Here is a 21,869-nt window from a genome sequence, read left to right as displayed (position 1 = left end):
AGAGAAAGCCATGACCACCACAGAACAGCTGAGTGCCTTGAGTTCCATACTGACTCAAAGCGGTTTGCACAGCTTGTTCCAGCCGATCATTTCCCTCTCTGAACGACGTATTGTCGGTTACGAAGCCCTCAGTCGCGGCCCCTCCAACAGTCCACTGCACTCACCGCTCGCACTGTTCGCCGTTGCCCGTCAGGCCGGCCGCCTGAGCGAGCTGGAAATCGCTTGCCGTCAAAGCGCCTGCCGGCGCTTCAATGATCAGCAACTGCCCGGCAAACTGTTCCTCAACGTTTCCCCTGAATCCCTGCTCGAGGCCGCCCACCAACCCGGGCGCACCCTGCAACTGCTACAGGATTTCGGTATACCGCCGAACCAGGTGGTGATCGAACTGACTGAACAAACACCCACCGACGATTTCGAGCTGCTGCAAACCGCTCTGCATCACTATCGAGCGATGGGGTTTTCCATTGCCCTGGATGATCTAGGCGCAGGCTATTCGAGTTTGCGGCTGTGGTCTGAATTGCGTCCCGACTACGTGAAGATTGATCGACACTTCATCGACGGCATTCACCAGGACGCCCTCAAGCGCGAATTCGTCGGCTCGATCCTGCAAATTGCCAAGGCCTCACGGGCGCAAGTGATCGCGGAAGGTATCGAGCTACCAGAAGAACTCGCAGTGTTGACCGAGATGGGCGTGGATCTGGTTCAGGGTTATCTGCTCTGCCGCCCCCAGGAACATCCACCTCGTGATGCCCGAACCTTGATGCCCAAACGGGAAAGCACAGCGGTGGCATTGAATGATGAAGTCAGCGACCTTAGCGCTTTGCTCAACGACCAACCGGCAGTGGGTCGCGATACCCCGACCGCCACCGTCCTGGAAGCCTTTCGCCGCCAGGCCAATCTGAACTCCCTGGCGGTACTCGACGAGCAAGGCCAGCCCTGCGGCATCGTCCACCGGCATTCGCTCTCCGATGCACTGCTCAAGCCTTTTGCCACCGACCTGTTCGCCCGCAAGCCGATCAGCCGTTTAATGAGTGATGACTTCCTCGCCGTTGAGATGAGCCAGTCGTTGCAACAAGTGAGTCGCCTGATCACCAGCCGCGCGCGGCAGCGCATCGAAGAGGACTTCATCATTACCCTCAACGGCGGTTACCTGGGGCTGGGCCGAGTGATCGACGTACTTAAACTGATTACCGAACTGAAGATCCAGCAAGCCCGTTACGCCAACCCGCTGACCCTGCTGCCGGGTAACGTGCCGATCCAGCAATGCCTGTCGCGCCTGCTGCAACAGCAACGGGAGTCGGTGATCTGCTACGTCGATATCGACAGTTTCAAACCCTTCAACGACATCTACGGCTACGGCCGTGGGGACGAAGTCCTGCTGTGCCTGGCGCAATGCCTGAATGATCGCGTCGACCCTTCCCGCGACTTTGTCGGCCATATCGGCGGTGATGATTTCCTGCTGGTGCTCGGCCCGGAAGACTGGCGCAAGCGCTTGAACCAGTTGCTGGACGACTTCCAGAGCCAATGCCGACGCTTTTATCGCAGCGAACACCTGGAAGCCGGCTGCTTCATCGCCCCAAACCGTCAGGGTGTGCGTCAGGAGTTCGCGTTGCTGTCACTGTCGATCGGCGTGGTGCATTTACATCCACAGGCCTGTGGACAACTCGATGCAAGCCAGTTGGCGGAGATGGCATCGCAGGCCAAGCATCACGCGAAGAATGTGCCGGGGTATAGCGTGCATGTGATTGATAGTCTGGCGGTGCCGGGTGAGGATTTGCTCGTAGGACAGCGGTGATTGATCTGACACCTTGGCGAGCAAGCCCGCTCCCACGATTCAATCCCATTTCTTCTGGAGGAACTCGGTGAAATGTGGGTGCGGCGGTGCGACGATTCGACTTGCTCGCGAAGACGCCAGTTCTGCCAACTCAGATTGAGGGTGGTGCCTCGGAACCGCGAGCCGCCAACTCTTTCAGTTTGATCTCGGCCAACGGATGTCCTGCTTTGGCGGCCATCTCCCAAAACCGCGCAGCTTCAACCGCATCGGGCGCCTTGCTCGGCGTCCCCGCCAGACTGATCACGCCCACCTGATACGCCGCTTTGCCATCCCCCGCCAACGCCGCCAGGCGCAGCAAGCGCACGCCCTCTTCGCGAGCCCCAAGGCCAACACCGCGAAAGGTCAGGATGTGGCCATAGAAGCTCTGGGCGCCAACATCACCCAGGTTCGCCATGCGTGCGAACTGGCCTTCGAGCCAGCTCCAGCCACGCGGCTGACGCACAAACCATGACCAATGAAACAAGCGGCGAGCCAGCCAGTAGCTGGCCCGCGCCTTGAGTTTTAAAAACACTCAGGCCTCCGCCGATTCCGGGTACTCATATTCGAACACCCGCACCACTTCCGAGGCATGCCAGGACGCTGCGGCGACCCCATCGGACGGCCCGGAGAAACGCCCCAGACGCTCGACACATTCAAAGAATCCTGTGCGCGGCAGGCGGCTGGCGCCCTGGCTGATCACCAGGGAACTGCGCAATGGCTGCTCGGCCTTGGCGTCCAGCGCGGCCAGATGTTCAAGGGCGGCGGTCAAGGTTTGCATGGCCGGTGTGGGCAGTTGCAAACGTTCAAGCAACGCCCGGTATGTCAGAAGATGACGCTGGCGGCGTGCCTGATCCAGTTCGCCCAGCAACCCGTCCCAGTGTTGACGACTGATGCGTACGCTCACGATTCATCCCTCCACCCTGGCACCGTCAACTCCCAGGCCAGGCTGCGGCGAATCGCAGCGTCGGGTAGACGCTCGCCACTTTCGATCAAGGCCAGATAAGACGGGCTGATGCCTACCGTGCGGGCCAACGCCTCGATGGCGATGCCCTTCCCTTCGCGCAAACTGCGTAGTTGATCCAGACCCGGAAGAATCTGGTCTGGTGTTGCCGCCTGACGCTCTGGGGCGACCCGCGGCGGTTGTTCATTGATGCCTGCTGCTTTTAGTAGAGCCTGATATTGAGCCCATGGAAGAACCGCATACTCGGGCTCTCCTTCGCGTGTAATTATCTGAATATCCATGACTACCCCGTAGGACAACAACACTTAGCGAGTCGGCACTTTTCCCTAGAAGTGTAATCCTAACAGCGGCCAAGGTCGCGGGGGTATCAATCTATGGATGAGATTGAATCAGTTCAGTTTTTTTTCGGACCCTGAAGTTGAAGTTGCTCCGGGGTATCGGGCAGGCGTTCAACCACTGCAAGCTTTTCCGGCAACTGACGCTTGCGCCAGGCGCGGAAGGCGTTGAGTTCATCGTCGAGAACTTTCATCAGCCAGGCCAGCACTGCGATGTCATCCAGCATGCCGAACACTGGAATGAAGTCCGGAATGGCATCAATGGGACTGAGGAAGTACATCAGGCCTGCCACCACCGATATCAACGCTGTGGGGCTGATAGCCCGATACTCACCGCGCCAGTAAGCCAGGCAGAGTGCCTGCAACAGGCGTAGATCATCCTTGAGCTTGCCCAGCCGATTACCCTGGCTGGCACCTTTGCTGGCTACCGCGAAGAGCAAGGTCGGCAAACGTCCACGCGCGAGCAGGCGTCCGGCCAGAGGCAGGAAACGAGCGAAATTCCAGGGTGTTTTCATCATTTCCTCCCACTGAAATGTTATCCACACAAATTGTGGATAACCTTGTGAACAGAGCTGCTTTTCATGGCTGAAAGCCCCGTTTCATAAGGGCCCAACTCAGATCGGGCGTTTTTTACTCACATAAAAAAACCCAAGAATTCATTGACTTGGCGCTCTGGCGCGGCTAGCGCGGGCGTCCTCAATGGCTATGACTCCAGCCTACAGCATCCGTTCGCTTTGTTTACCTTCGCTAAACGCCAGATGCAACAACGCCCCGCATAAGCGAGGCGTTGTTTTTAAAGCAGACGCTGATTACTTGGCAGTAGCGTCTTGTTTTGCCGGATCCTTGATCGCCAGCAGTTCCAGGTCGAATACCAGCACCGAGTTGGCTGGAATCGCCGGGCTTGGGCTTTGGGCGCCGTAAGCCAGTTCGCTAGGGATGTACAGTTTGTACTTCTCGCCAACGTGCATCAGTTGCAGGCCTTCGACCCAACCCGGAATCACACCGCTGACCGGCAGATCGATCGGGCTGCCACGCTCGACGGAACTGTCGAAAACGGTGCCATTGGTCAGGGTGCCGGTGTAGTGAACGGTCACTACGTCGGTCGGCTTAGGCTGTGCGCCATCGGCTTTCTTGACTACTTCATACTGCAGGCCCGAAGCGGTAGTGGTTACACCGGCTTTCTTGGCGTTTTCTTCGAGGAATTTCTTGCCGGCAGCTGCCGACTCTTCGCTCATTTTGGCCATACGCTCTTCAGCACGCTTTTGCAGTGCTGCGAAGGCTTCGACCAGTTCGTCATCCTTCAGCTTCTGTTCTTTCTTGCCGACGGCATCTTCGATGCCTTGGGCTACGGCTTTGGAGTCCAGATCATCCATGCCTTCCTGAGCCAGGCTCTTGCCCATGTTCAGGCCAATCCCGTAGGAAGCTTTTTGCGCCGGGGTTTTCAGCTCTACGCTGGTCTGCGAATCACAACCCGCAAGTACCAGGCTAACCAGGGCCACCGCCGCCGCCAACCGATGCTGTTTCATGCTATTTCCTTGTTCATGCGCCTAAAGGGCAATCGAGTAAAGCCGCGAGCTTATCAGGCGGCCACGACCAATGGCTACCGGCATGAGAGCAGGAAACTTCTGATAAGTTCAGGGGATTCAACGCATTTCGGGAATGGGCGGATGAAGCTTCTGTCATCTTGCGCTCACAGAAACGGATAGCAGAACCCCCAGCAAATGGCGTAATGGCCACTTGCCGCACCTCAGGTGCTGAGGCATAAGAGAGGTTCAAATCGACAAGGATGTTTATCTTGCGCCTCTTCTTTCGCTTGCTGGTTCTGTTCGCAGTCCTGCTGGGGCTGGGCCTCGCCGTGGCTCTGTATTACGTCGCCAACCCGAAATTGCCGGCCTGGTCACCCGTGCAACAAGTGCATTACCTGGAGCAATGGAGCACCGCCGACCGCGAGACTTACTACTTCACACCTCAGGGTACCCAGGTCAAAGGTTTGCACTATGACTGGTTCAAAGCCCTCGAATTACCGTTCTCGCAACAGCGATTCGCCGCGCCCGAATACCTCGCCCGCTTCGGTTTTCTGATCGACCCCAACCAGCGAGCCACCCCGAACAACCCCGGCAATCTGCCCGTGGGTTTTGCCCGTCATCAGAACCCTGGAAGCCAGGACGAGTTTCTGGACATTACCTGCGCCGCCTGCCACACCGGCGAACTGCGCTTTAATGGCCAGGCCGTGCGCATCGATGGCGGTTCGGCACAGCACGTTCTGCCCTCCAGCGTTCCTACGTTGCGCGGAGGCAGTTTCGGACAAGCGCTGGTAGCAAGTCTGACGTCGACTTACTACAACCCGTGGAAATTCGAACGTTTCGCACGCAACGTATTGGGCCAGGACTACGATGCCCGGCATCAACAACTGCGCAAAGACTTCAAAGTCTCTCTCGACACTTTCTTGAAGGTGGCCTGGAACGACACCCATCGCGGGCTCTATCCCACTGAAGAAGGCCCCGGCCGCACCGACGCTTTCGGGCGCATTGCCAACGCCAGTTTCGGCGATGCGATTTCCCCCGCCAACTACCGTGTGGCCAACGCCCCGGTCGACTATCCGCAACTGTGGGACATGTGGACCTTCGATTGGGTGCAGTGGAACGGTTCAGCGCAGCAACCGATGGCCCGCAACATCGGCGAGGCGCTGGGCGTGGGCGCCACGCTGAATTTTTTCGACGCTAACGGCCAACCGCTTAAAGGAGACGCCCGCTATCCGTCCAGTGTCCGCTTGCGCGATCTGCACCTGATCGAACAAACCCTGCAACGGCTCAAACCGCCAGCCTGGCCGGAAGAATTGCTGGGCGCCATCGACAAAACCCAAGCCGCAAAAGGTCGCGAATTATTCACCGAGAACTGCGCTGGCTGCCATGTACCTCGATCGGTCCAAAGCGAAGGGCGCTGGGTGCAACATCTGAAAATGCTGCCCGTGGAGTTCATTGGCACAGACCCGGGCGCGGCCGATAACATCGCCGACCATCGCTTCGACCTCACCGCCCTGCAATGGGACCCGGCAGAGCTGGCGCAACTGGATGTTCAGTTGCAGCCGACGCCTGCGGATTCGCTGGATTTGAGCAAGCTCTCATCGGCTAAAGGGTTGGCCTACGTCACCGCTTTCGTCGGAAACCGGGCCTACCGTGATGCAAACATTCCTACGGCCGAACGACCGGACATGGATGGCTTCGGCCTGCCGATTGGCGTGCGCGAATTGCGCGCCTACAAGGCGCGACCATTGGCGGGAGTCTGGGCCACTGCACCGTTTCTGCATAACGGTTCGGTGCCGAGCATTTATCAGTTGCTCTCGCCCCAGGATGAACGCGCAACCACCTTCTACAAAGGCACTTTCGAGTACGACCCGAGGCACCTCGGCTATCGCACCGAGGCCTTCGCCAATGGCTTCATGTTCGACACGCGCATCACCGGCAATCACAACAGCGGCCACGAGTTCCGGGCAGGCACGCGTGGCAACGGCGTCATCGGTCGCCTGCTGCAACCAGAAGAGCGCTGGGCGCTGCTGGAGTATCTGAAAGTGTTGGGCGGTCCGTTAGAGGCACAATTGCCATGAGCAGACTCTGGATGCGTTTAGGCGCCTTTCTCGGCAAAACCCTAATGTGGTCGCTAGGCCTTGGATTGCTCGCCTGGGCGTTGGCCACGGCGTGGTTCGCCTGGCAGCACAGCGGCCCGGTTTCGGCTGAAGAACTGATTCCGGATGGCGAATCAGCGATGACCCAAGACATCATCCAGACGGCCGTGCGCATTGTCGATCAGCACCGTGAAAGCACCCGCTATCTGCGCGACGCTCATGCCAAGGCCCATGGCTGCGTGAAGGCCGAGGTTCAGGTGCTGCCGGATCTGGCGGGCGAACTGCGTCAGGGTGTGTTCAACGAACCCGGCAAAACCTGGCAAGCGACGATGCGGCTGTCCAACGGCAATGCCTACCCGCAGTTCGACAGCATCCGCGACGCACGGGGCATGGCAATCAAGTTGCTCGATGTGCCCGGCAAACAACTGCTGCATGACCAAAAGAGTCGTGGTGAACAGGACTTCGTGATGTTCAGCCATCCGAATTTCTTCGTCAGCGATGTCGCCGAGTACCGTCAGAATGTAGCCGCACAGGCTGACGGCAAGAAGCTGATGGCGTTCTTTCCGGGTTGGGACCCGCGGACCTGGCAGGTTCGCCATCTGTTTATCGCGCTGGCGACACTGTCACCCGCCCCGCAAAGCCCGACCCAGACGACTTACTTTTCAGTTTCGCCCTACAAATTCGGCGAAGCCAATGCCAAGTTCCGCGTCATGCCCGATCCGGCAAGCTGCCCGACTTACACCCTGCCTGCGCAAAACCAGAAGTTGCCGAACTTCCTGCGCAATGCGCTGCACCAGCAACTGTCGACCGACCGGATGCCGGCCTGCTTCGTCCTGCAGATTCAGCGCCAGAACCCGGCCAGGTACATGCCGATCGAAGACACGAGCATTGAGTGGCAGCAAAACGATGCTCCGTTCGAGACCGTGGCGCGGATCAAAGTACCCGCCCAGGACTTCGATACGCCTGCTCTGAACGTGCAATGCGATAACCAGTCGTTCAACCCGTGGTTTGGCCTTGAGGCCCATCGCCCCATTGGCGGCATCAACCGGTTGCGCAAAGCCGTGTACGAAGCCGTGAGCGACTACCGACACAGCCGCAACGCCGAACGATAAGAAGGCATAACGAAAGAAAGCGACCCAAAGGTCGCTTTCTCGGTGGAGCCTCGGCAAAAGCCAAACCCCAGACAGCAAAAAGCCCGCATTAAGCGGGCTTTCTGTGGAGACCTGGCGTTCAGCGTTCCAGGTTACCGAATATGGCGCAGCGGACGGGACTCGAACCCGCGACCCCCGGCGTGACAGGCCGGTATTCTAACCGACTGAACTACCGCTGCGCGTAGCGTTGAAAGTAAATGGTGGGTGATGACGGGATCGAACCGCCGACATTCTGCTTGTAAGGCAGACGCTCTCCCAGCTGAGCTAATCACCCTTTACCTTCGTTGCGGGGCGCATTGTGCCACAGATTTTCATAAAGTGTTGATTTAATTGAATAATTTTTCAAAAAAATCTGAAAACCCATAAAACGACGCGACCTGCAGGAACAACTTGCAAACTTTGGACAGAAAAAAACCCGCGTTAAGCGGGCTTTTCCGTGGTGACCTGGCGTTCAGCGTTCCAGATAACCGAATATGGCGCAGCGGACGGGACTCGAACCCGCGACCCCCGGCGTGACAGGCCGGTATTCTAACCGACTGAACTACCGCTGCGCGTAACACTGGAAGCGAATGGTGGGTGATGACGGGATCGAACCGCCGACATTCTGCTTGTAAGGCAGACGCTCTCCCAGCTGAGCTAATCACCCTTCACTTTCGGTGTGGCGCGCATTCTACGTAGCGACCACACCTCTGGCAAGCACTTTTTTAATTAATTTTTTCAGGCCTTCCAAAGGCTTAGAGAAGGGTTGGCCTATGGCGCTGCGAAGAGAATAATGCCCCCCTTTGTATAAAGGAGAGACTCGCCCCATGTGGTTCAAAAACCTGCTTATCTATCGCCTGACCCAAGATCTGCCTTTTGATGCCGAGGCGTTGGAAACTGCACTGGCCACCAAACTGGCGCGTCCATGTGCAAGCCAGGAGTTGACCACCTACGGTTTCGTCGCGCCATTCGGCAAGGGCGAAGATGCTCCGCTGGCGCACGTCAGTGGCGACTTCCTGCTGATCGCCGCCCGTAAAGAAGAACGCATTCTGCCGGGCAGCGTCGTGCGCGACGCGGTGAAGGAAAAGGTCGAAGAGATCGAAGCCGAACAAATGCGCAAGGTCTACAAAAAGGAACGCGATCAGATCAAGGATGAAATCATCCAGGCCTTTTTGCCCCGCGCCTTTATTCGTCGTTCGTCGACTTTCGCTGCCATCGCGCCGAAACAAGGCCTGATCCTGGTCAACTCGGCCAGCCCGAAACGTGCCGAAGATCTGTTGTCCACCCTGCGTGAAGTCATCGGCACGCTGCCGGTACGTCCGCTGACCGTGAAGATGTCCCCTACCGCGACCATGACTGAATGGGTCACCACCCAGAAAGCCGCGGACGATTTCTTCGTGCTGGACGAGTGCGAGCTGCGCGACACCCACGAAGACGGCGGCATCGTGCGTTGCAAGCGTCAGGACCTGACCAGCGAAGAAATACAGCTGCACCTGAGCACCGGCAAAGTGGTCACTCAGCTGTCGCTGGCCTGGCAAGACAAGCTGTCTTTCGTTCTTGACGACAAGATGGTGGTCAAGCGCCTGAAGTTCGAAGACCTGCTGCAAGACCAGGCGGAACAGGACGGTGGCGAAGAAGCCCTCGGCCAACTGGACGCCAGCTTCACCCTGATGATGCTGACCTTCGGCGACTTCCTGCCGGCGCTGGTTGAAGCGCTGGGCGGCGAAGAGACCCCGCAGGGGATCTAAAAGGTAAAAAGTTATCCCTGTGGGAGATTCTATGGTTGAGGGCTTTCCCTCAACCATAGAATCTCCCACATTGGTTTTATGGTGTTACTCAAGAATAAGGATCAGGCCATGCGCGCACTGGCTGCATTGAGTCGTTTTGTCGGCAACACCTTCGCTTACTGGGTACTGATTTTCGCCGTCGTGGCGTTCCTGCAACCGTCCTGGTTCATCGGCCTGAAGGGCGCGATCGTACCGCTGTTGGGCCTGGTGATGTTCGGCATGGGCCTGACCCTCAAACTCGAAGACTTCGCCGAAGTCGCTCGCCATCCATGGCGCGTGGCCCTGGGCGTGGTTGCGCATTTCGTGATCATGCCCGGTGTGGCGTGGTTACTTTGCCAGGCGTTCCACTTGCCGCCGGAGATCGCTGTCGGCGTCATCCTGGTCGGCTGCTGCCCTAGCGGCACCTCGTCGAACGTAATGACCTGGCTGGCCCGCGGCGATCTGGCGTTGTCGGTGGCCATCGCCGCTGTCACCACCCTCCTCGCCCCGCTGCTGACCCCGGCGCTGATCTGGCTGCTGGCCTCAGCCTGGTTGCCGGTGTCGTTCATGGAGCTGTTCTGGTCGATCCTGCAAGTGGTGCTGCTGCCAATCGTGCTCGGCGTGGTTGCCCAACGCGTACTCGGTGATCGGGTTCGTCACGCGGTAGAGGTGTTGCCGCTGGTGTCGGTGGTGAGCATCGTAATCATCGTCACTGCCGTGGTGGCTGCCAGCCAGGCGAAGATTGCCGAATCCGGCCTGCTGATCATGGCCGTGGTGATGCTGCACAACAGCTTTGGCTACCTGCTGGGTTACTTCACCGCAAGGCTGTTCAAGTTGCCACTGGCCCAGCGTAAATCCCTGGCACTGGAAGTCGGCATGCAGAACTCCGGGTTGGGGGCTGCCTTGGCCAGTGCGCACTTCTCACCGCTGGCGGCGGTGCCGAGTGCGTTGTTCAGCGTCTGGCACAACATCTCCGGAGCGCTGCTTTCGACGTATTTCCGCCGGATGAGCGAAAAAGAAGATCGGGAAACTGCGGCGCAGCAGGCTATCGACTGATCCGAAAACTTGATCCCCGGGTTAATGATGGGCACTCTATTGCAAAACGTGAGGACGACCTCGCGGCTCGATCGAGTCATTAATCTGGGGACGACCCCGTCAATCGATGGAGGTCTCTCATGTCCTGGATCATTCTGTTTTTCGCCGGCCTGTTCGAAGTTGGCTGGGCCGTCGGCCTGAAATACACCGATGGCTTCAGCCGCCCTCTCCCCACCGCATTGACCGTTGCCGCCATGGCTATCAGCCTTGGCTTGCTGGGCCTCGCCATGAAGGAGTTGCCGCTGGGCACGGCCTACGCGATCTGGACCGGTGTCGGTGCGGTCGGGACGGTCATTGCCGGGATCATTCTGTTCGGTGAATCCATGGCGCTGTTCAGACTCGCCAGTGTGGCGTTGATCATTTCCGGGCTGGTTGGGCTGAAAATCAGCGCCTGACTTTACTGCCGTTACTAAAAAGCCCGCCCCCCTATTGATACTGACAGGGGGAGCGGGCTTTTTTTATGGCGTGTATTAACCGATCAGCTCTCGGCCAGCTCCATGCGTTCACGCGCCACAGGAGCCTTTTGCGCATGCTCAAGCTGCATGCAACGCTCCAGGAACAGGAACATGTAGTCGTAGCTCTTGCAGACGGCCTGACGCAATTCCATTTGCAGGGATTTGCTTGGGTTCATACCCGCCAGCGTGCAGATGATTTCCAGGGCTTCCCACGGATGGGCATCGTCGTACTGGGCATGCATTTTCAACCATTTCATGGCTCGCTTGCGATCTTCCTCCGGGAATGAGGCCGCGTAGACACCACTGGAACAGACCAGCGCCGACCACTCCCCGGTCGCACCTTCAATGGCGTAGTTGGTGGCGGCAATGGCAACGATCAGCGAATCCGACGAACTGGTGTGCCAGCACCAGTGGCTCAAGGCGTGAAGTTCAGGGACAACCTTTTGCGCTTGCAGATCTTCCAGGCTGACGCCGTGAGCACGACTCCAGTGCACCCAGTAATCGGCATGGTTCAATTCGACTCGAATGTTACGCATCAACCAGCGACGTGCCATGTCTTCACCTGGATGGCGGGCAAAGCGAGTCTTGGTCAGGTTCTGTGCCATATATAACGCGAACTGTTCGACCACCGGCCAGCCACCAATCAGGTACTGACGCATAGTCTTTGCACTGAGTTTGTTATCACGCAGACGCTGATACAGTTCGTGTTCGACAACCCGGCGCTTGCTCTCGCTGCAATCATGGATCAGGCGTTGAGCCCAGCCGGGATAACTTGCAGCTTCCATGAGCGGTCCGGTTCGGTTGAATGTGTCGATCACTGTCGAGCTCCTTTTGATTGTGATTATAAGGATCAGCAAGAGATTTCAACGGAACGTGCCAGGCGCCTTGAATAACAAAGGCTGAGGCCTGGCTGGACGACTTTGTAAACTGTCGCTGGTAAACAAATGCGGGCGTTCAATCACATACCCTTGAGCGTAATCCACCCCGATCTCCAGCAATGCCTGCTCGATCTGGGGTGTTTCAACAAACTCGGCAATCGTACGTTTACCCATAACATGACCGATGTGATTGATCACTTCGACCATGGCGCGGTTAATCGGGTCGTCCAGCATATCCTTTACGAAACTCCCGTCGATCTTCAAGAAGTCTACAGGTAAATGTTTCAAGTAGGCGAATGAGGACATTCCGGCGCAAAAGTCATCCAGCGAAAAGTGGCAGCCTAAACCTTTGAGTTCATTAATAAATTTGATTGCACTTCCGAGATTGGAAATTGCACTGGTTTCGGTGATTTCAAAACAAATCATTTCAGGCGGTATGGAGTAAGTAACAAACTGTTCACGCAGGAAGTGCAGAAACGCCTCATCTCCGATAGTTGTGCCTGACAGATTAATCGCACACATGGCCAATGGTCCTTTGTGCTGTTCGGCTATGCAGTGGGCAATAATTTTGAAAACGTTCTGTACAACCCAGCGATCAAGGGACGTCATCAGACCATAACGCTCAGCAGCTGGAATGAAACTGTCGGGCAAAATCATGCGTCCGGCTTCGTCATGCAGGCGCAACAGAATTTCGATATGCCCACCGCCCTTCTCGATATGACCAAGGGGCGCGATTTCCTGGGCGTACAGACAGAAGCGGTCTTCTTCCAGCGCCAAGTGCAAGCGCTGCACCCAAGCCATCTCGCCGAAGCGCAGGGACAGTTCCGAATCATCCGCGTGATAGACCTGAACCCGATTGCGGCCCTTTTCCTTGGCCATGTAGCAGGCCATGTCGGCAGCGCGCAGCGAGGCTTCGAGCGTGGTCGGATTCTGAGTGACGTGAACCAGCCCGATGCTCACAGTGGTCACGAAGGGTCGGCCTTTCCAGACGAAGTGCAGGTTCTGCACGGTCTGACGCAGGCCCTCGGCGATTTTCTCGGCGGCTTCCGGGGCGCAGTTCTCCAGCAGGATGCCAAACTCGTCGCCACCCAGGCGGGCCAAGGTATCGCCTTCGCGCAAACCCGATTGCAGCAGAGCGCAGATATGCCGCAGCAACTCGTCACCCGCCGCATGGCCGCAGGTATCGTTGACCAGCTTGAACTGATCCAGATCGAGGAACATCAGCGCATGGCGCCCCGACTGCCGTGTCAGGTTGTGCAGCGCCTGTTCCAGGCGATATTCGAACTCGCGGCGGTTGGCGAGCCCGGTCAAGGCGTCATGGGTCGCTTGCCAGGACAGATTGGCAATGTATTGCCGCTCCTGTGTCATATCGTGCAGCACCAGCACCGTGCCGCTGACCTTGCCGGCGTTGCGGATCGGCGCACCGACCAGGGTCACCGAAACCGTGCTGCCATCCAGGCGCTGGATCAGTTTGGAGTGTTCGCTGCCACCACTCAGCTGTCCGCTCAAAATGTGTTCGATCAACGTAAACCCATCGGCCTGAGCGTTCTCGTCCAGCAGATTGAACAGCGCCGCCAGCGGCAAACCCGTCGCCTGCTCGGCCTTCCAGTGAGTCAACGCCTCGGCGGCCGGGTTCATGTAGGCGATCTCGCCTTCGACATTCGTGGTGATCACACCATCGCCGATCGATTGCAAAGTGATTTGTGCCCGGTCTTTCTCCAACTGCAGAGCGTCGGCGAAGGCATGGCGCTGCTTGAGCAGTTTGTGCGTGCGCATCAAGGCCAGGAGGATCAAACCCAGGGCCGTGGCGAGGTTGGTCACCAGCAACACCCGCAGGATCATCCGCGAGCCTTCGCCCAAGGCATCGCTGAAAGCCTTCGCCGCCGGTGTCACACTTTCGTTGATGACGAATATCTGATCCTTCCAGCGCTTGATATCGGTATCGGTGGCCTGACCGGCGGTGATGCGCTGATGCATCTCCCGCGCAATGGCATCGAGTTGCACCAGATACGCATCGCCCACCCTCCAGAGGTCGATGGCTTTCTCGTGGTAAGTGAAGTGCCGGAAATTCAGGTACAGCCAGATCACACTATTGATGTCATCCGGGTGGTTACCGCCCTTGAGGATCGCCACGCGCGCGGCTTCGATATTCGGCGGCTGATGATCCAGCGCCACACGCAATTCGTGGCCACCCTGAGGCACCGCAATCGCGTTCAGGTATTTGTTGAATATCGTCTCGTCGCGGCTATCGGCGTAGAGATTGAGGTAGTAGATGGCGTCTTTTTGGCCTTTGGACCAGAGGCTTTCACCGGCAACGTAGCCGCGAACCGCCGACAGAACGTACAGGCTCACGCCGCCGAGCATCGCCTGAAACAGCACGACGGCGATAAATGGCCAGACGATGCCCAACAACCGTGGCGTTCCGAGAGTCCGCGTTTGTTTCATGAGATCCCTTGCATTAGCACTGCTTGATCGTCTTCCGGACGAAATCGCTACAGCTAGACTAGGGTGCGTTCCAAGCCCCGGCAAGTGATCAACAAAAAACACACTGCGGTCCCCTCGCGATATATATACCGCATGGACTCTCTTCCAGGTCGTTGTAATCGGTACCGATCCCCCTGCTGCACCGCAGGGAACCAACCGAAACAAGACAAGAGAAGCCGCATCGTGCATACAACCCCTTCAAATGGCGTTTCAAGCGCCCCAGGCACTTCATCCCCGACCACCGCTCAGGTCCATCAGGGTCAACTCCAGGACTATGAACTGTTGCGATCAGTTTTACGTGGGGAGGTGGGTTCACTGTCCAGCTTTGCCCAAACGCTACTCAGGCCACAATCCTTTTCACCCTTGCATCATGAAAGCGAAACTGGCCAGGAAGCGTTACAGCAGTTGCTTGTGGATCCCGACTACCGTGCACTGTGCAAAAAAAACAATATCTCCCCACACTATCTGATCGTCACCTTGAAAGAAGGGGCCTTTGTTTATGAGACTTCTGGTCGCGAAGGTGCAAACAAGATCGAATTGACCCTGACAGGAAACGAAAACTGGCAAGCACTTCGAACCCGGATCGAAAAGGCTGCCACCTTGCTGGGTGGACAAATTCGCTATGACCGCCTGATCTCGGCACCCAGGATTGCCACGTTTTACGGGTTACACCCTTGGGATCCGGCCAACACCGCTAAACATCAGGCCGCCATCGACACCCTTGAAGAAAAGATCGCAAGTTTTCAATTGGGGCTCGAGGACGATTTCAACATACTGGACCTCAAACCAACTCTTAAGAAAGAAGATCGACAGGTTTCTTTTCAAGGTGTCCTGACAACCGAATCCCGTGATGAATTGCAAGGGCAGTTCATTAAAGGCGAGATTAAAAGAGTCATCCAATCGTTTCTACCTGATGGGGTTACATCCCCGCTGACCCATTTGGCCAACGACATTCTTGGGTCAGCCATGCCTGAAAAGGTAGATGTCCAGCCAACCGTTTTTCTTCAAAAGATCCTGCAAAGTCCGGAAGCCGAAAAACTGGGAACCGCCTTGCTGACAATGATGGATTGGTACGGTGGAAAAATGGGCGAAGAGACCTCGCCTCATGTACGCACCAAAGTGGTAGCCCAAGCGCTGCAAATCTGGTTCAAATCGCAAACTATTGAATACCCCGACAGGATTGCCGGTTATGACCTGAAATCCAACTTAAACTGGGGGAAAAGTTACAAAGAGATATGGAGGGAATTTAAAGACCATTTATTCACATCAAAACGCGCCATCTCAAAAAAAGAAGCCACTGTCATGGCAAGGTTGTTCCTTCACGAGTTCCCAACCGAATTCCGCATCAGCGACATCCCGAAAGACCTGCCTTATAGAAGCTCCGTGGTGTGGGTAAATTTCGTACATGGTGTCAACCTCGCCCATGCCATTGATCCTGCCTTACTGCAACGTCTCAAGTTCCAGGAGTTGGTGGACTTCCCTATCAATCAAGCAGCGGGTGCCTCTGCCGACTATCTGGAATTGATCACCCTTGAACGACTGCGCCCCGCTCTGGAATGGGCGATCACCAACGGATTCCTTGAGGAAAGGAGCGATTTCGACTATTCAACCCGTGAAATCGAATTTGCCGTATCTACACTCGATGACCGCACAACAGCGTTAAAAAACGCTACCACTGATCTTGATAAGCCTCCTCCTGAAAGACTGGCGATTGCCAAGCGTGAGATGGTCAAGCTCTTTGGTCCTAACGCATTTACATCGGATGGCCACAGGCTGATAGCTGAAGCGGTACGAGCGGACAGTATTCATGACACCCCCATTGTCACGCATGAGACGTTCTCATTTCTGGATGTGTACGCATCCGGAAAATTTGATCAAAGCCAAAAGTGGTTTAGGACGACCCCTGACGGCAAAAACAGAAGTTCGCTATGGATCCACCTGGATAAGGACCGAAAAATACAGATTCACAAAAACGTGATGTTTTCACACGCGTCCGTCATTTATATGCCCGCCAACAAAGTTCTTCCTGACGCCAATGCTCTTTTTCAGGAGGAATTCAACCGCTATATCGAATTATCAAAATCCGCCTATAAAAAACTGATCAGCAGCCAACTGGCATCGTTGCCACTGGCGGATCGTCAGGCAATAGAGTATGGCACCGTAACACTGTACTGCTTGAGAAAGGCCACTTCGGGTGACTCGATAATTATCAAAAACGGAGAGTTCACTAACTCAGTCAACGCCCGCAAAGGCTTTATATTGAGAGTCACCTATCAAAACAAAAACTCTTATTACGAATGCCTACCTTCAGCCGGGGTGATTCATCCATTTACCTCGTTCGACAAAGTACTTATTGGCGGAACACCAGAACAAACACTGAATACAATCGGGCCCGTTCTTACTCAAACAATATCCGTCCCCGTCAGGACGCTACCCTTGGACTGGAATGCATATGAAACCGGCACAACTCCCATCCCTGGTGCAAGCTGCAAGGCCCTTATCCAAAGGCTGGGAAGTATACTCGAGGAAACTCCACCCGAGGATGCTGCCAAAATTGTCCCTCAGACGTTATCGTCCAGGCGTTCACAAAATATAACTGGGTTGATCGCCGATAATCTTATGTTTTTCGATGAAGCACAGCTTCTTGCGTACACCCGTGGAGAAACCGAATTTGATCGCATGGAGGCCAAGACCAAGAAAGTAATCAGCATCATAAAAATGTACGTGCCATTTTGGAGCAATATCGAAGATATCGTCTCAGGCAATGGACTTCGGATCTTTCAAGGTGTGTTTGGTTTAGTTCTGGATTTGACCACCTTCCTGATTCCTATTGGCAAGTTCGTGTCGGGCACAATGAAACTGGCAATGACGGCAGGAAAACTTGGCATCCGTGTTGCTCTACCGCGCTTTGGCAACCTGACAAAAAAACTGCTCATTGCAACACTGCAAAACCTGCACCCTTTGGACGGCCTCCCCTCACTACTCAAATCCGGCTCCAGGCTTTCCTTGCGACTTGCCCGCAAAGGCGCGCTCCAGGTGAAGTCACTGACCGGTCGAGCCGGGCAATACAACCTCATAGGCGCCATGGCTCAATCGACAACCCCCAGCACCTGGAAGCCCTTGGCCGCAAGCGACCAACTGGCCACAGTTCGAGGAATTGAAGACATTCCCATACGTAACACGGGAACGGTTAGCACCCCGAGCTATCACCTGATAGAACCGCTATCGGGCAAGCCTTACGGTCCCCGACTAAACACCAGAACAGCAGAAGTCTCGATCGGTCGATCCGAGTACTCCACAGTGGCTGAAATCGACAACAGGGTTGTCTTCGAATTGCCAGAAAGTGCACGAGTACAGAATGTTCCCGAAGTGGATGGTCGCAGCACTTTACTGATCGATCACGTGCCTTATCGACTCGACAAAGGAACCCTGCGGCGTGTCGATACCATTGATGCCAGTGAAACCCTTAAGCGTAAGACCTGTCGGATTCGTCGCGCCCCGGGAGACACTGTTTGTCTCAATAGCTATGTCCACGGTGAACTCGCGCCCACGCCCATACCGGGTAGCCACACAACGGTTGAAGGCTATAGTCCGTGGTTTGGTGACAAAATCTACACGCCCGCACCGGCAAAAGCGGGTCGTAACCAACCTGTTCTGGCGCTGGACGGCCAACTTTATATCGAGTCGAGGGGCGTGTGGACCCGATATGAGGGTGCCAGGAAGCCCCTGGGCCTTTCAAAACTCCAGCCCAAGGTTCGACTCGAGGGAACCATCGAGTTTCAAGAGGGGATGTACGGTCGAATCAAGGTCTCGGGTGTGTACGACGACCTTGATGACGATCTCCGTCAGGTCGGCACATTGATCATCCAGTCAAAAACCGATGCTAAAACGGAGTATCTGTTCACCCAACTCAACGCGACCGACTACTACTTTGCCGAGATAACAAAAGGACAGAGCCTCGCTGGCGCACATCGGTTGCAACGCATACCCGACGCCAGCCTTCAAACAGATCCGCTCTACAAGGAACTCCATACGGTCTTCATTGGCTCAATACAGGCCAACAATACCGCTCGAATCTACGGGTTGGATAAAGTGAAGCAGGCTGTCAACGCTATGAATGAGATTGCGATCCCTCTCGGTGGCTTGGCAAACCCACCTGCAAACCTGAGGCTGGTAAAGGTCGCAACCACGCCCGGCGAAGCCGTAATGTTCGATCATAGAACCCGGATGATTGTCTGCGAGTTCCCCATCACGACAAAAACCTGGACACGTACTAAAGCGGCACCGGAATCCTTGCGCCAACAAACTGCGGCAATTTTCAATGATCTCTTTCAAAAGCAGCTATTCAAAGCCGGTGAATTGAACGATCTATACATTGCCAAAACGATGAAAGCGCTTCAGAGCATTGTCAATAAAAGCAACTTCAAAACCATGAAAAACCCCAGAAATATCGGTTACGCCCAAATCACCCGCGCCGACGGCCACACCGAAGTCTATGTCAGCGTATCGGGTGCTGGTCATGACACTAACTTTTTGCCGTTGTTCAAAACACATAACACTCGGGAAGTTACGGTAGGTACTACTACCTACATCAATGTCGACTTCAAGAAAAACTTTGAGAGGACTTCGCTGAGTGTGTCGGCACAAGGCAAGCTCGAATCTATTCCTCGCACCATTCCCGACATGTCGACATACACCCCGGAGCTGACCAAAAGACCCACATCGCTGGACAGCGAAAGCAAGTTGATCAAGGTTATTCGCGACAAGTACCCGGATGACGCCACCCGCGGGCCCGTTACAGTCGTCACCACCATGGCACCCTGCGACTCCTGCTCGGTGGTGATGCAACAGTTTGCTCACTCGGGCGGTGAGGACGCGTTAAAGGTGATCTGGGACTGATCCGCGCCCCTTATAACTGCTGCAAATGCCCATAAAGCTTGGCGTACAAACCACCATCGGCAATCAATTGCTGATGGTCGCCATCTTCGGCAATTTGCCCGCCGTCGAACACCAGCACCCGGTCGGCCTGCTTCACCGCGGACAACCGGTGCGCAATGATCAGGGTGGTGCGATTGCTCAGGAACCGCGCCAGCGCCTGGTGCAGGTTGTATTCGGTGGCGGCATCCAGTGCCGAGGTGGCCTCGTCGAGGATCACTACCTTGGGTTCCGCCAGCACCATCCGCGCAATGGCCAGGCGTTGGCGTTGCCCGCCGGACAAACGCACCCCGGAACGTCCGACAATGCTGTCCAGGCCGTCGGGCAATTCACGAACCGTGTGGTGCAACTGAGCAATCTCCAAAGCCTGCCAGCAGGCCTCGTCACTGCGTTCACGGCCCATGGTCAGGTTGGCGCGCACGGTGTCGTTGAACAGCGCCGGATGTTGCAGAACCACGGCGACGTTCTCCCGCACGGTTTCCAGGCCGATCTCTTGCTGGGTCGAACCGCCGAAGCGGATCGTCCCGGCAAGCGGCGTGTACAGGCCCAGCAGCAACTGCACCAAGGTACTTTTTCCGCCACCGCTAGCGCCGACAATCGCGACTTTTTCGCCGGGGGCAATCGACAGGTTCATCTGGTTCAACACCAGCTCGTCGCCGTAACCGAAACTCAATCCCTGGACTTCGATACCCACGGTTTCGCGACCGTTGAACGGGTCGACACCGCCCGGGTATTCAGGCTCATCGGCCCGCGCCAGCAACTCGTTGATCCGCGACAGCGCGCCGCCGGCCGCATAATAGGCGTATTGCAGATTCAGCAGCTGTTCCACCGGACCGATCATGAACCACAGGTAGCTGAACACCGCGAGCATCTGGCCGATGGACAGGTCGGAAAACAGCACGGTGAGCATCGCCGCCGCACGGAAAATATCGATGCCGAACTGGAACAGCAAGCCGCTGGCACGGTTCGAGGCATCGGTTTTCCACTGCGAGTTCACCGCGTAATCGCGCACTTCCCGGGCGCGCTGCCCTAGACGTCCAAGGAAAAACCCCTGACGGTTGCCGGCACGCACTTCCTGAATGGAGTCGAGGGTTTCGGTCAGCGCCTGGGTAAAGCGCGAGGTGCTGTCGTTCTCGAGTTTCTTCAGGTGTTTGACCCGTTTGCCCAGGAGTACCGTGGCGTAGATCACCAGCGGGTTGAACAGCATGATCAGCAGCGCCAGCTTCCAGTGCATCCAGATGAGAATGCTCGCGGTGCCGACCAGGGTCAGCATCGCGACCAGGAAACGGCTGAGGGTTTCGCCGACGAATTTGTCCACCGTGTCCAGGTCGGTGACCAGATGCGTGGTCACCGTGCCGCTGCCCAGGCTTTCGTATTCGCCCAGGGAAATGCGCTTGAGCCGTTCGATCAGCCGTGTGCGAATGCGATACACGATGTCCTTGGCCAGTGCCGCAAACAACTTTGCCTGAACCACGTTGAAGAACAAGGCGCCACAACGTAGCAACAAGGTCACCAGCAGCATCAGGCCGATGTAGCCCGCGGCTTTCTGCCAGTCGTCGGGCAACGCGTGGTTCATGACTTTCAGCGCGGCGTCACCGTGGCCCAGCAGCACTTCGTCCACCAGCAACGGTAAGAGCAGGGGGATCGGCACGCTACACAGCGTGGCCAGCACGGCCACGCCGTTGGCGATCCACAGGGACTTCTTGTGATGCAAGGCCAGGCGACGGATTTCCGCCCAGCTCAGACGGTCGACACGTGTAGCGTTTGCGGCGTCGTCAGGCTGGTCATGCACAGGCAGCGCGCTCCAGCCAGCGGCCGAGCAACGGAGACAGTACGCTGAGCGGCTGATAGCCATTGGTCAACAGCGCCAATTGACCATTACGCTCAGCCAGCAAGGTAGGGAAACCGGCAATGCCCAGGTCCTGGACCCAGGTGAAATCGGCCGCCGTCGCGGCGTGCTGATCGGCACGATCGAACGCGGCGGCGAACTCGATGCGCGGCAGACCGGCCTGCTCCGCCAGCTCCACCAGAACACTGGCGTGAGTGACGTCGCGCCCTTCGGCGTAAAACGCGTGCTGAATCAGCCCAAGCAGTTTCCACGCACAATCCGGCGCCAGGCTGCGCGCGGTCACCAATGCCCGACAGGCAGGTTCGGTGTCGTAGACAAACCCGTCGGGCAACGCGCCTTCCAGCTTGAATGGTTGACCCGTGGCCTCGGTGACCGCTTGCCAATGCTCAAGGATGTAGCGCCGGGTGGTCGGCTCCAGCGCGGAACCGCTGCCGGTTCGCAAACCGCCCACCACCAGGTGCACGTCCACCCCCGCTGCTTGCGCCTGCTCGACCAGCGCGTTGGCCACCGGCGCGAAGCCCCAGCACCAGGAACACATCGGGTCCA

16 protein-coding genes and 4 tRNA genes are annotated in these 21,869 nt (G+C 56.7%); 7 read left to right on the top strand and 13 right to left on the bottom strand.

Translation table 11 applies throughout. From position 1 onward, the window contains the following. Positions 1–10 precede the first annotated feature (10 nt). Complete coding sequence (locus KW848_RS18935) at positions 11–1,795, top strand: bifunctional diguanylate cyclase/phosphodiesterase (protein ID WP_111452382.1); 1,785 nt, start codon at positions 11–13, stop codon at positions 1,793–1,795. A gap of 130 nt (positions 1,796–1,925) precedes the next feature. Here KW848_RS18935 and KW848_RS18930 read toward each other — a convergent pair whose 3' ends face one another. The 5 genes from KW848_RS18930 to KW848_RS18910 all read right to left on the bottom strand — a co-directional run bounded on the left by KW848_RS18930 (position 1,926) and on the right by KW848_RS18910 (position 4,635). Continuing rightward, the gene (locus KW848_RS18930) at positions 1,926–2,345 is read right to left on the bottom strand and encodes a sel1 repeat family protein (RefSeq protein ID WP_218537708.1); all 420 of its coding nucleotides are present in this window, start codon (positions 2,343–2,345) and stop codon (positions 1,926–1,928) included. Further along, positions 2,346–2,717, bottom strand: coding sequence for a hypothetical protein (locus KW848_RS18925; protein ID WP_003223109.1), 372 nt, complete (start codon positions 2,715–2,717; stop codon positions 2,346–2,348). Further along, positions 2,714–3,055, bottom strand: coding sequence for a helix-turn-helix domain-containing protein (locus KW848_RS18920; RefSeq protein WP_024164567.1), 342 nt, complete (start codon positions 3,053–3,055; stop codon positions 2,714–2,716). Before KW848_RS18920 ends, KW848_RS18925 begins: the two co-directional genes overlap by 4 nt. A 113-nt stretch (positions 3,056–3,168) precedes the next feature. Beyond that, positions 3,169–3,624, bottom strand: coding sequence for a YkvA family protein (locus tag KW848_RS18915; RefSeq protein WP_111452384.1), 456 nt, complete (start codon positions 3,622–3,624; stop codon positions 3,169–3,171). Positions 3,625–3,918: 294 nt separating this feature from the next. Continuing rightward, a complete protein-coding gene (locus tag KW848_RS18910; RefSeq protein WP_111452385.1) occupies positions 3,919–4,635 on the bottom strand; it encodes an FKBP-type peptidyl-prolyl cis-trans isomerase in 717 nt (238 codons plus the stop codon). A gap of 269 nt (positions 4,636–4,904) precedes the next feature. Here KW848_RS18910 and KW848_RS18905 point away from each other — a divergent pair, with 269 nt between their 5' ends. Both KW848_RS18905 and KW848_RS18900 read left to right on the top strand, forming a co-directional pair. Further along, a complete protein-coding gene (locus tag KW848_RS18905; RefSeq protein ID WP_218537707.1) occupies positions 4,905–6,713 on the top strand; it encodes a di-heme-cytochrome C peroxidase in 1,809 nt (602 codons plus the stop codon). After that, entirely contained in the window at positions 6,710–7,843 is a 1,134-nt protein-coding gene (locus KW848_RS18900; RefSeq protein ID WP_218537706.1) for a catalase family protein, read from the top strand. Before KW848_RS18905 ends, KW848_RS18900 begins: the two co-directional genes overlap by 4 nt. A 141-nt stretch (positions 7,844–7,984) precedes the next feature. Here the strand turns inward: KW848_RS18900 and KW848_RS18895 are convergent. The 4 genes from KW848_RS18895 to KW848_RS18880 form a co-directional block, all read right to left on the bottom strand. Further along, a tRNA-Asp gene (locus tag KW848_RS18895) sits at positions 7,985–8,061 on the bottom strand. Between the two features lie 19 nt (positions 8,062–8,080). Then, positions 8,081–8,156: transfer RNA gene (locus KW848_RS18890), tRNA-Val, on the bottom strand. Between the two features lie 200 nt (positions 8,157–8,356). After that, positions 8,357–8,433: transfer RNA gene (locus tag KW848_RS18885), tRNA-Asp, on the bottom strand. Between the two features lie 19 nt (positions 8,434–8,452). Continuing rightward, positions 8,453–8,528: transfer RNA gene (locus KW848_RS18880), tRNA-Val, on the bottom strand. A 160-nt stretch (positions 8,529–8,688) separates the two neighbouring features. Here KW848_RS18880 and rdgC point away from each other — a divergent pair. The 3 genes from rdgC (at position 8,689) to sugE (ending at position 11,117) form a co-directional block, all read left to right on the top strand. After that, positions 8,689–9,609 (top strand): recombination-associated protein RdgC, encoded by a 921-nt coding sequence (gene rdgC / locus KW848_RS18875; protein ID WP_008151195.1) that lies wholly within the window; start codon positions 8,689–8,691, stop codon positions 9,607–9,609. Positions 9,610–9,717: 108 nt separating this feature from the next. After that, positions 9,718–10,683 carry a bile acid:sodium symporter family protein gene (locus KW848_RS18870; RefSeq protein WP_111452388.1) on the top strand — a complete coding sequence of 322 codons (966 nt, stop codon included), beginning with the start codon at positions 9,718–9,720 and terminating at the stop codon, positions 10,681–10,683. A gap of 119 nt (positions 10,684–10,802) precedes the next feature. Then, complete coding sequence (gene sugE / locus KW848_RS18865) at positions 10,803–11,117, top strand: quaternary ammonium compound efflux SMR transporter SugE (protein ID WP_008151200.1); 315 nt, start codon at positions 10,803–10,805, stop codon at positions 11,115–11,117. An 83-nt stretch (positions 11,118–11,200) separates the two neighbouring features. Here sugE and KW848_RS18860 read toward each other — a convergent pair whose 3' ends face one another. Together KW848_RS18860 and KW848_RS18855 are read right to left on the bottom strand one after the other, a co-directional pair. Beyond that, positions 11,201–11,962, bottom strand: a complete 762-nt coding sequence (locus tag KW848_RS18860; RefSeq protein WP_256365201.1) for an iron-containing redox enzyme family protein — start codon at positions 11,960–11,962, stop codon at positions 11,201–11,203. 78 nt (positions 11,963–12,040) lie between these two features. Beyond that, positions 12,041–14,500 (bottom strand): EAL domain-containing protein, encoded by a 2,460-nt coding sequence (locus KW848_RS18855; protein ID WP_218537705.1) that lies wholly within the window; start codon positions 14,498–14,500, stop codon positions 12,041–12,043. Between the two features lie 222 nt (positions 14,501–14,722). Here KW848_RS18855 and KW848_RS32250 point away from each other — a divergent pair, with 222 nt between their 5' ends. Then, a complete protein-coding gene (locus tag KW848_RS32250) occupies positions 14,723–19,438 on the top strand; it encodes a deaminase domain-containing protein (protein WP_218537704.1) in 4,716 nt (1,571 codons plus the stop codon). A gap of 10 nt (positions 19,439–19,448) precedes the next feature. Here KW848_RS32250 and KW848_RS18845 read toward each other — a convergent pair whose 3' ends face one another. Further along, positions 19,449–21,266 carry an ABC transporter ATP-binding protein gene (locus KW848_RS18845; RefSeq protein ID WP_218537703.1) on the bottom strand — a complete coding sequence of 606 codons (1,818 nt, stop codon included), beginning with the start codon at positions 21,264–21,266 and terminating at the stop codon, positions 19,449–19,451. After that, positions 21,259–21,861, bottom strand: a complete 603-nt coding sequence (locus KW848_RS18840; RefSeq protein WP_177327861.1) for a DsbA family protein — start codon at positions 21,859–21,861, stop codon at positions 21,259–21,261. The genes KW848_RS18845 and KW848_RS18840 overlap by 8 nt, the downstream gene beginning before the upstream one ends. Between the last annotated feature and the right edge of the window lie 8 nt (positions 21,862–21,869).

It is taken from the genome of Pseudomonas sp. PDM25 (genome assembly GCF_019219045.1).
In the GTDB taxonomy this organism is placed as follows: Bacteria; Pseudomonadota; Gammaproteobacteria; order Pseudomonadales; family Pseudomonadaceae; genus Aquipseudomonas.
Note: the sequence above shows the minus strand (reverse complement) of the source record. Positions and strands in the feature narration are given on the sequence as shown.

What these genes read in the sequence shown, in the direction of transcription:
- KW848_RS18935 (WP_111452382.1), top strand. Translation starts at nt 11, where the DNA reads ATGACCACCACAGAACAGCTGAGTGCCTTGAGTTCCATACTGACTCAA.
- KW848_RS18920 (WP_024164567.1), bottom strand. Translation starts at nt 3,055, where the DNA reads ATGGATATTCAGATAATTACACGCGAAGGAGAGCCCGAGTATGCGGTT.
- KW848_RS18915 (WP_111452384.1), bottom strand. Translation starts at nt 3,624, where the DNA reads ATGAAAACACCCTGGAATTTCGCTCGTTTCCTGCCTCTGGCCGGACGC.
- KW848_RS18910 (WP_111452385.1), bottom strand. Translation starts at nt 4,635, where the DNA reads ATGAAACAGCATCGGTTGGCGGCGGCGGTGGCCCTGGTTAGCCTGGTA.
- KW848_RS18900 (WP_218537706.1), top strand. Translation starts at nt 6,710, where the DNA reads ATGAGCAGACTCTGGATGCGTTTAGGCGCCTTTCTCGGCAAAACCCTA.
- rdgC (WP_008151195.1), top strand. Translation starts at nt 8,689, where the DNA reads ATGTGGTTCAAAAACCTGCTTATCTATCGCCTGACCCAAGATCTGCCT.
- KW848_RS18870 (WP_111452388.1), top strand. Translation starts at nt 9,718, where the DNA reads ATGCGCGCACTGGCTGCATTGAGTCGTTTTGTCGGCAACACCTTCGCT.
- sugE (WP_008151200.1), top strand. Translation starts at nt 10,803, where the DNA reads ATGTCCTGGATCATTCTGTTTTTCGCCGGCCTGTTCGAAGTTGGCTGG.
- KW848_RS18860 (WP_256365201.1), bottom strand. Translation starts at nt 11,962, where the DNA reads ATGGAAGCTGCAAGTTATCCCGGCTGGGCTCAACGCCTGATCCATGAT.
- KW848_RS18855 (WP_218537705.1), bottom strand. Translation starts at nt 14,500, where the DNA reads ATGAAACAAACGCGGACTCTCGGAACGCCACGGTTGTTGGGCATCGTC.
- KW848_RS18840 (WP_177327861.1), bottom strand. Translation starts at nt 21,861, where the DNA reads ATGTGTTCCTGGTGCTGGGGCTTCGCGCCGGTGGCCAACGCGCTGGTC.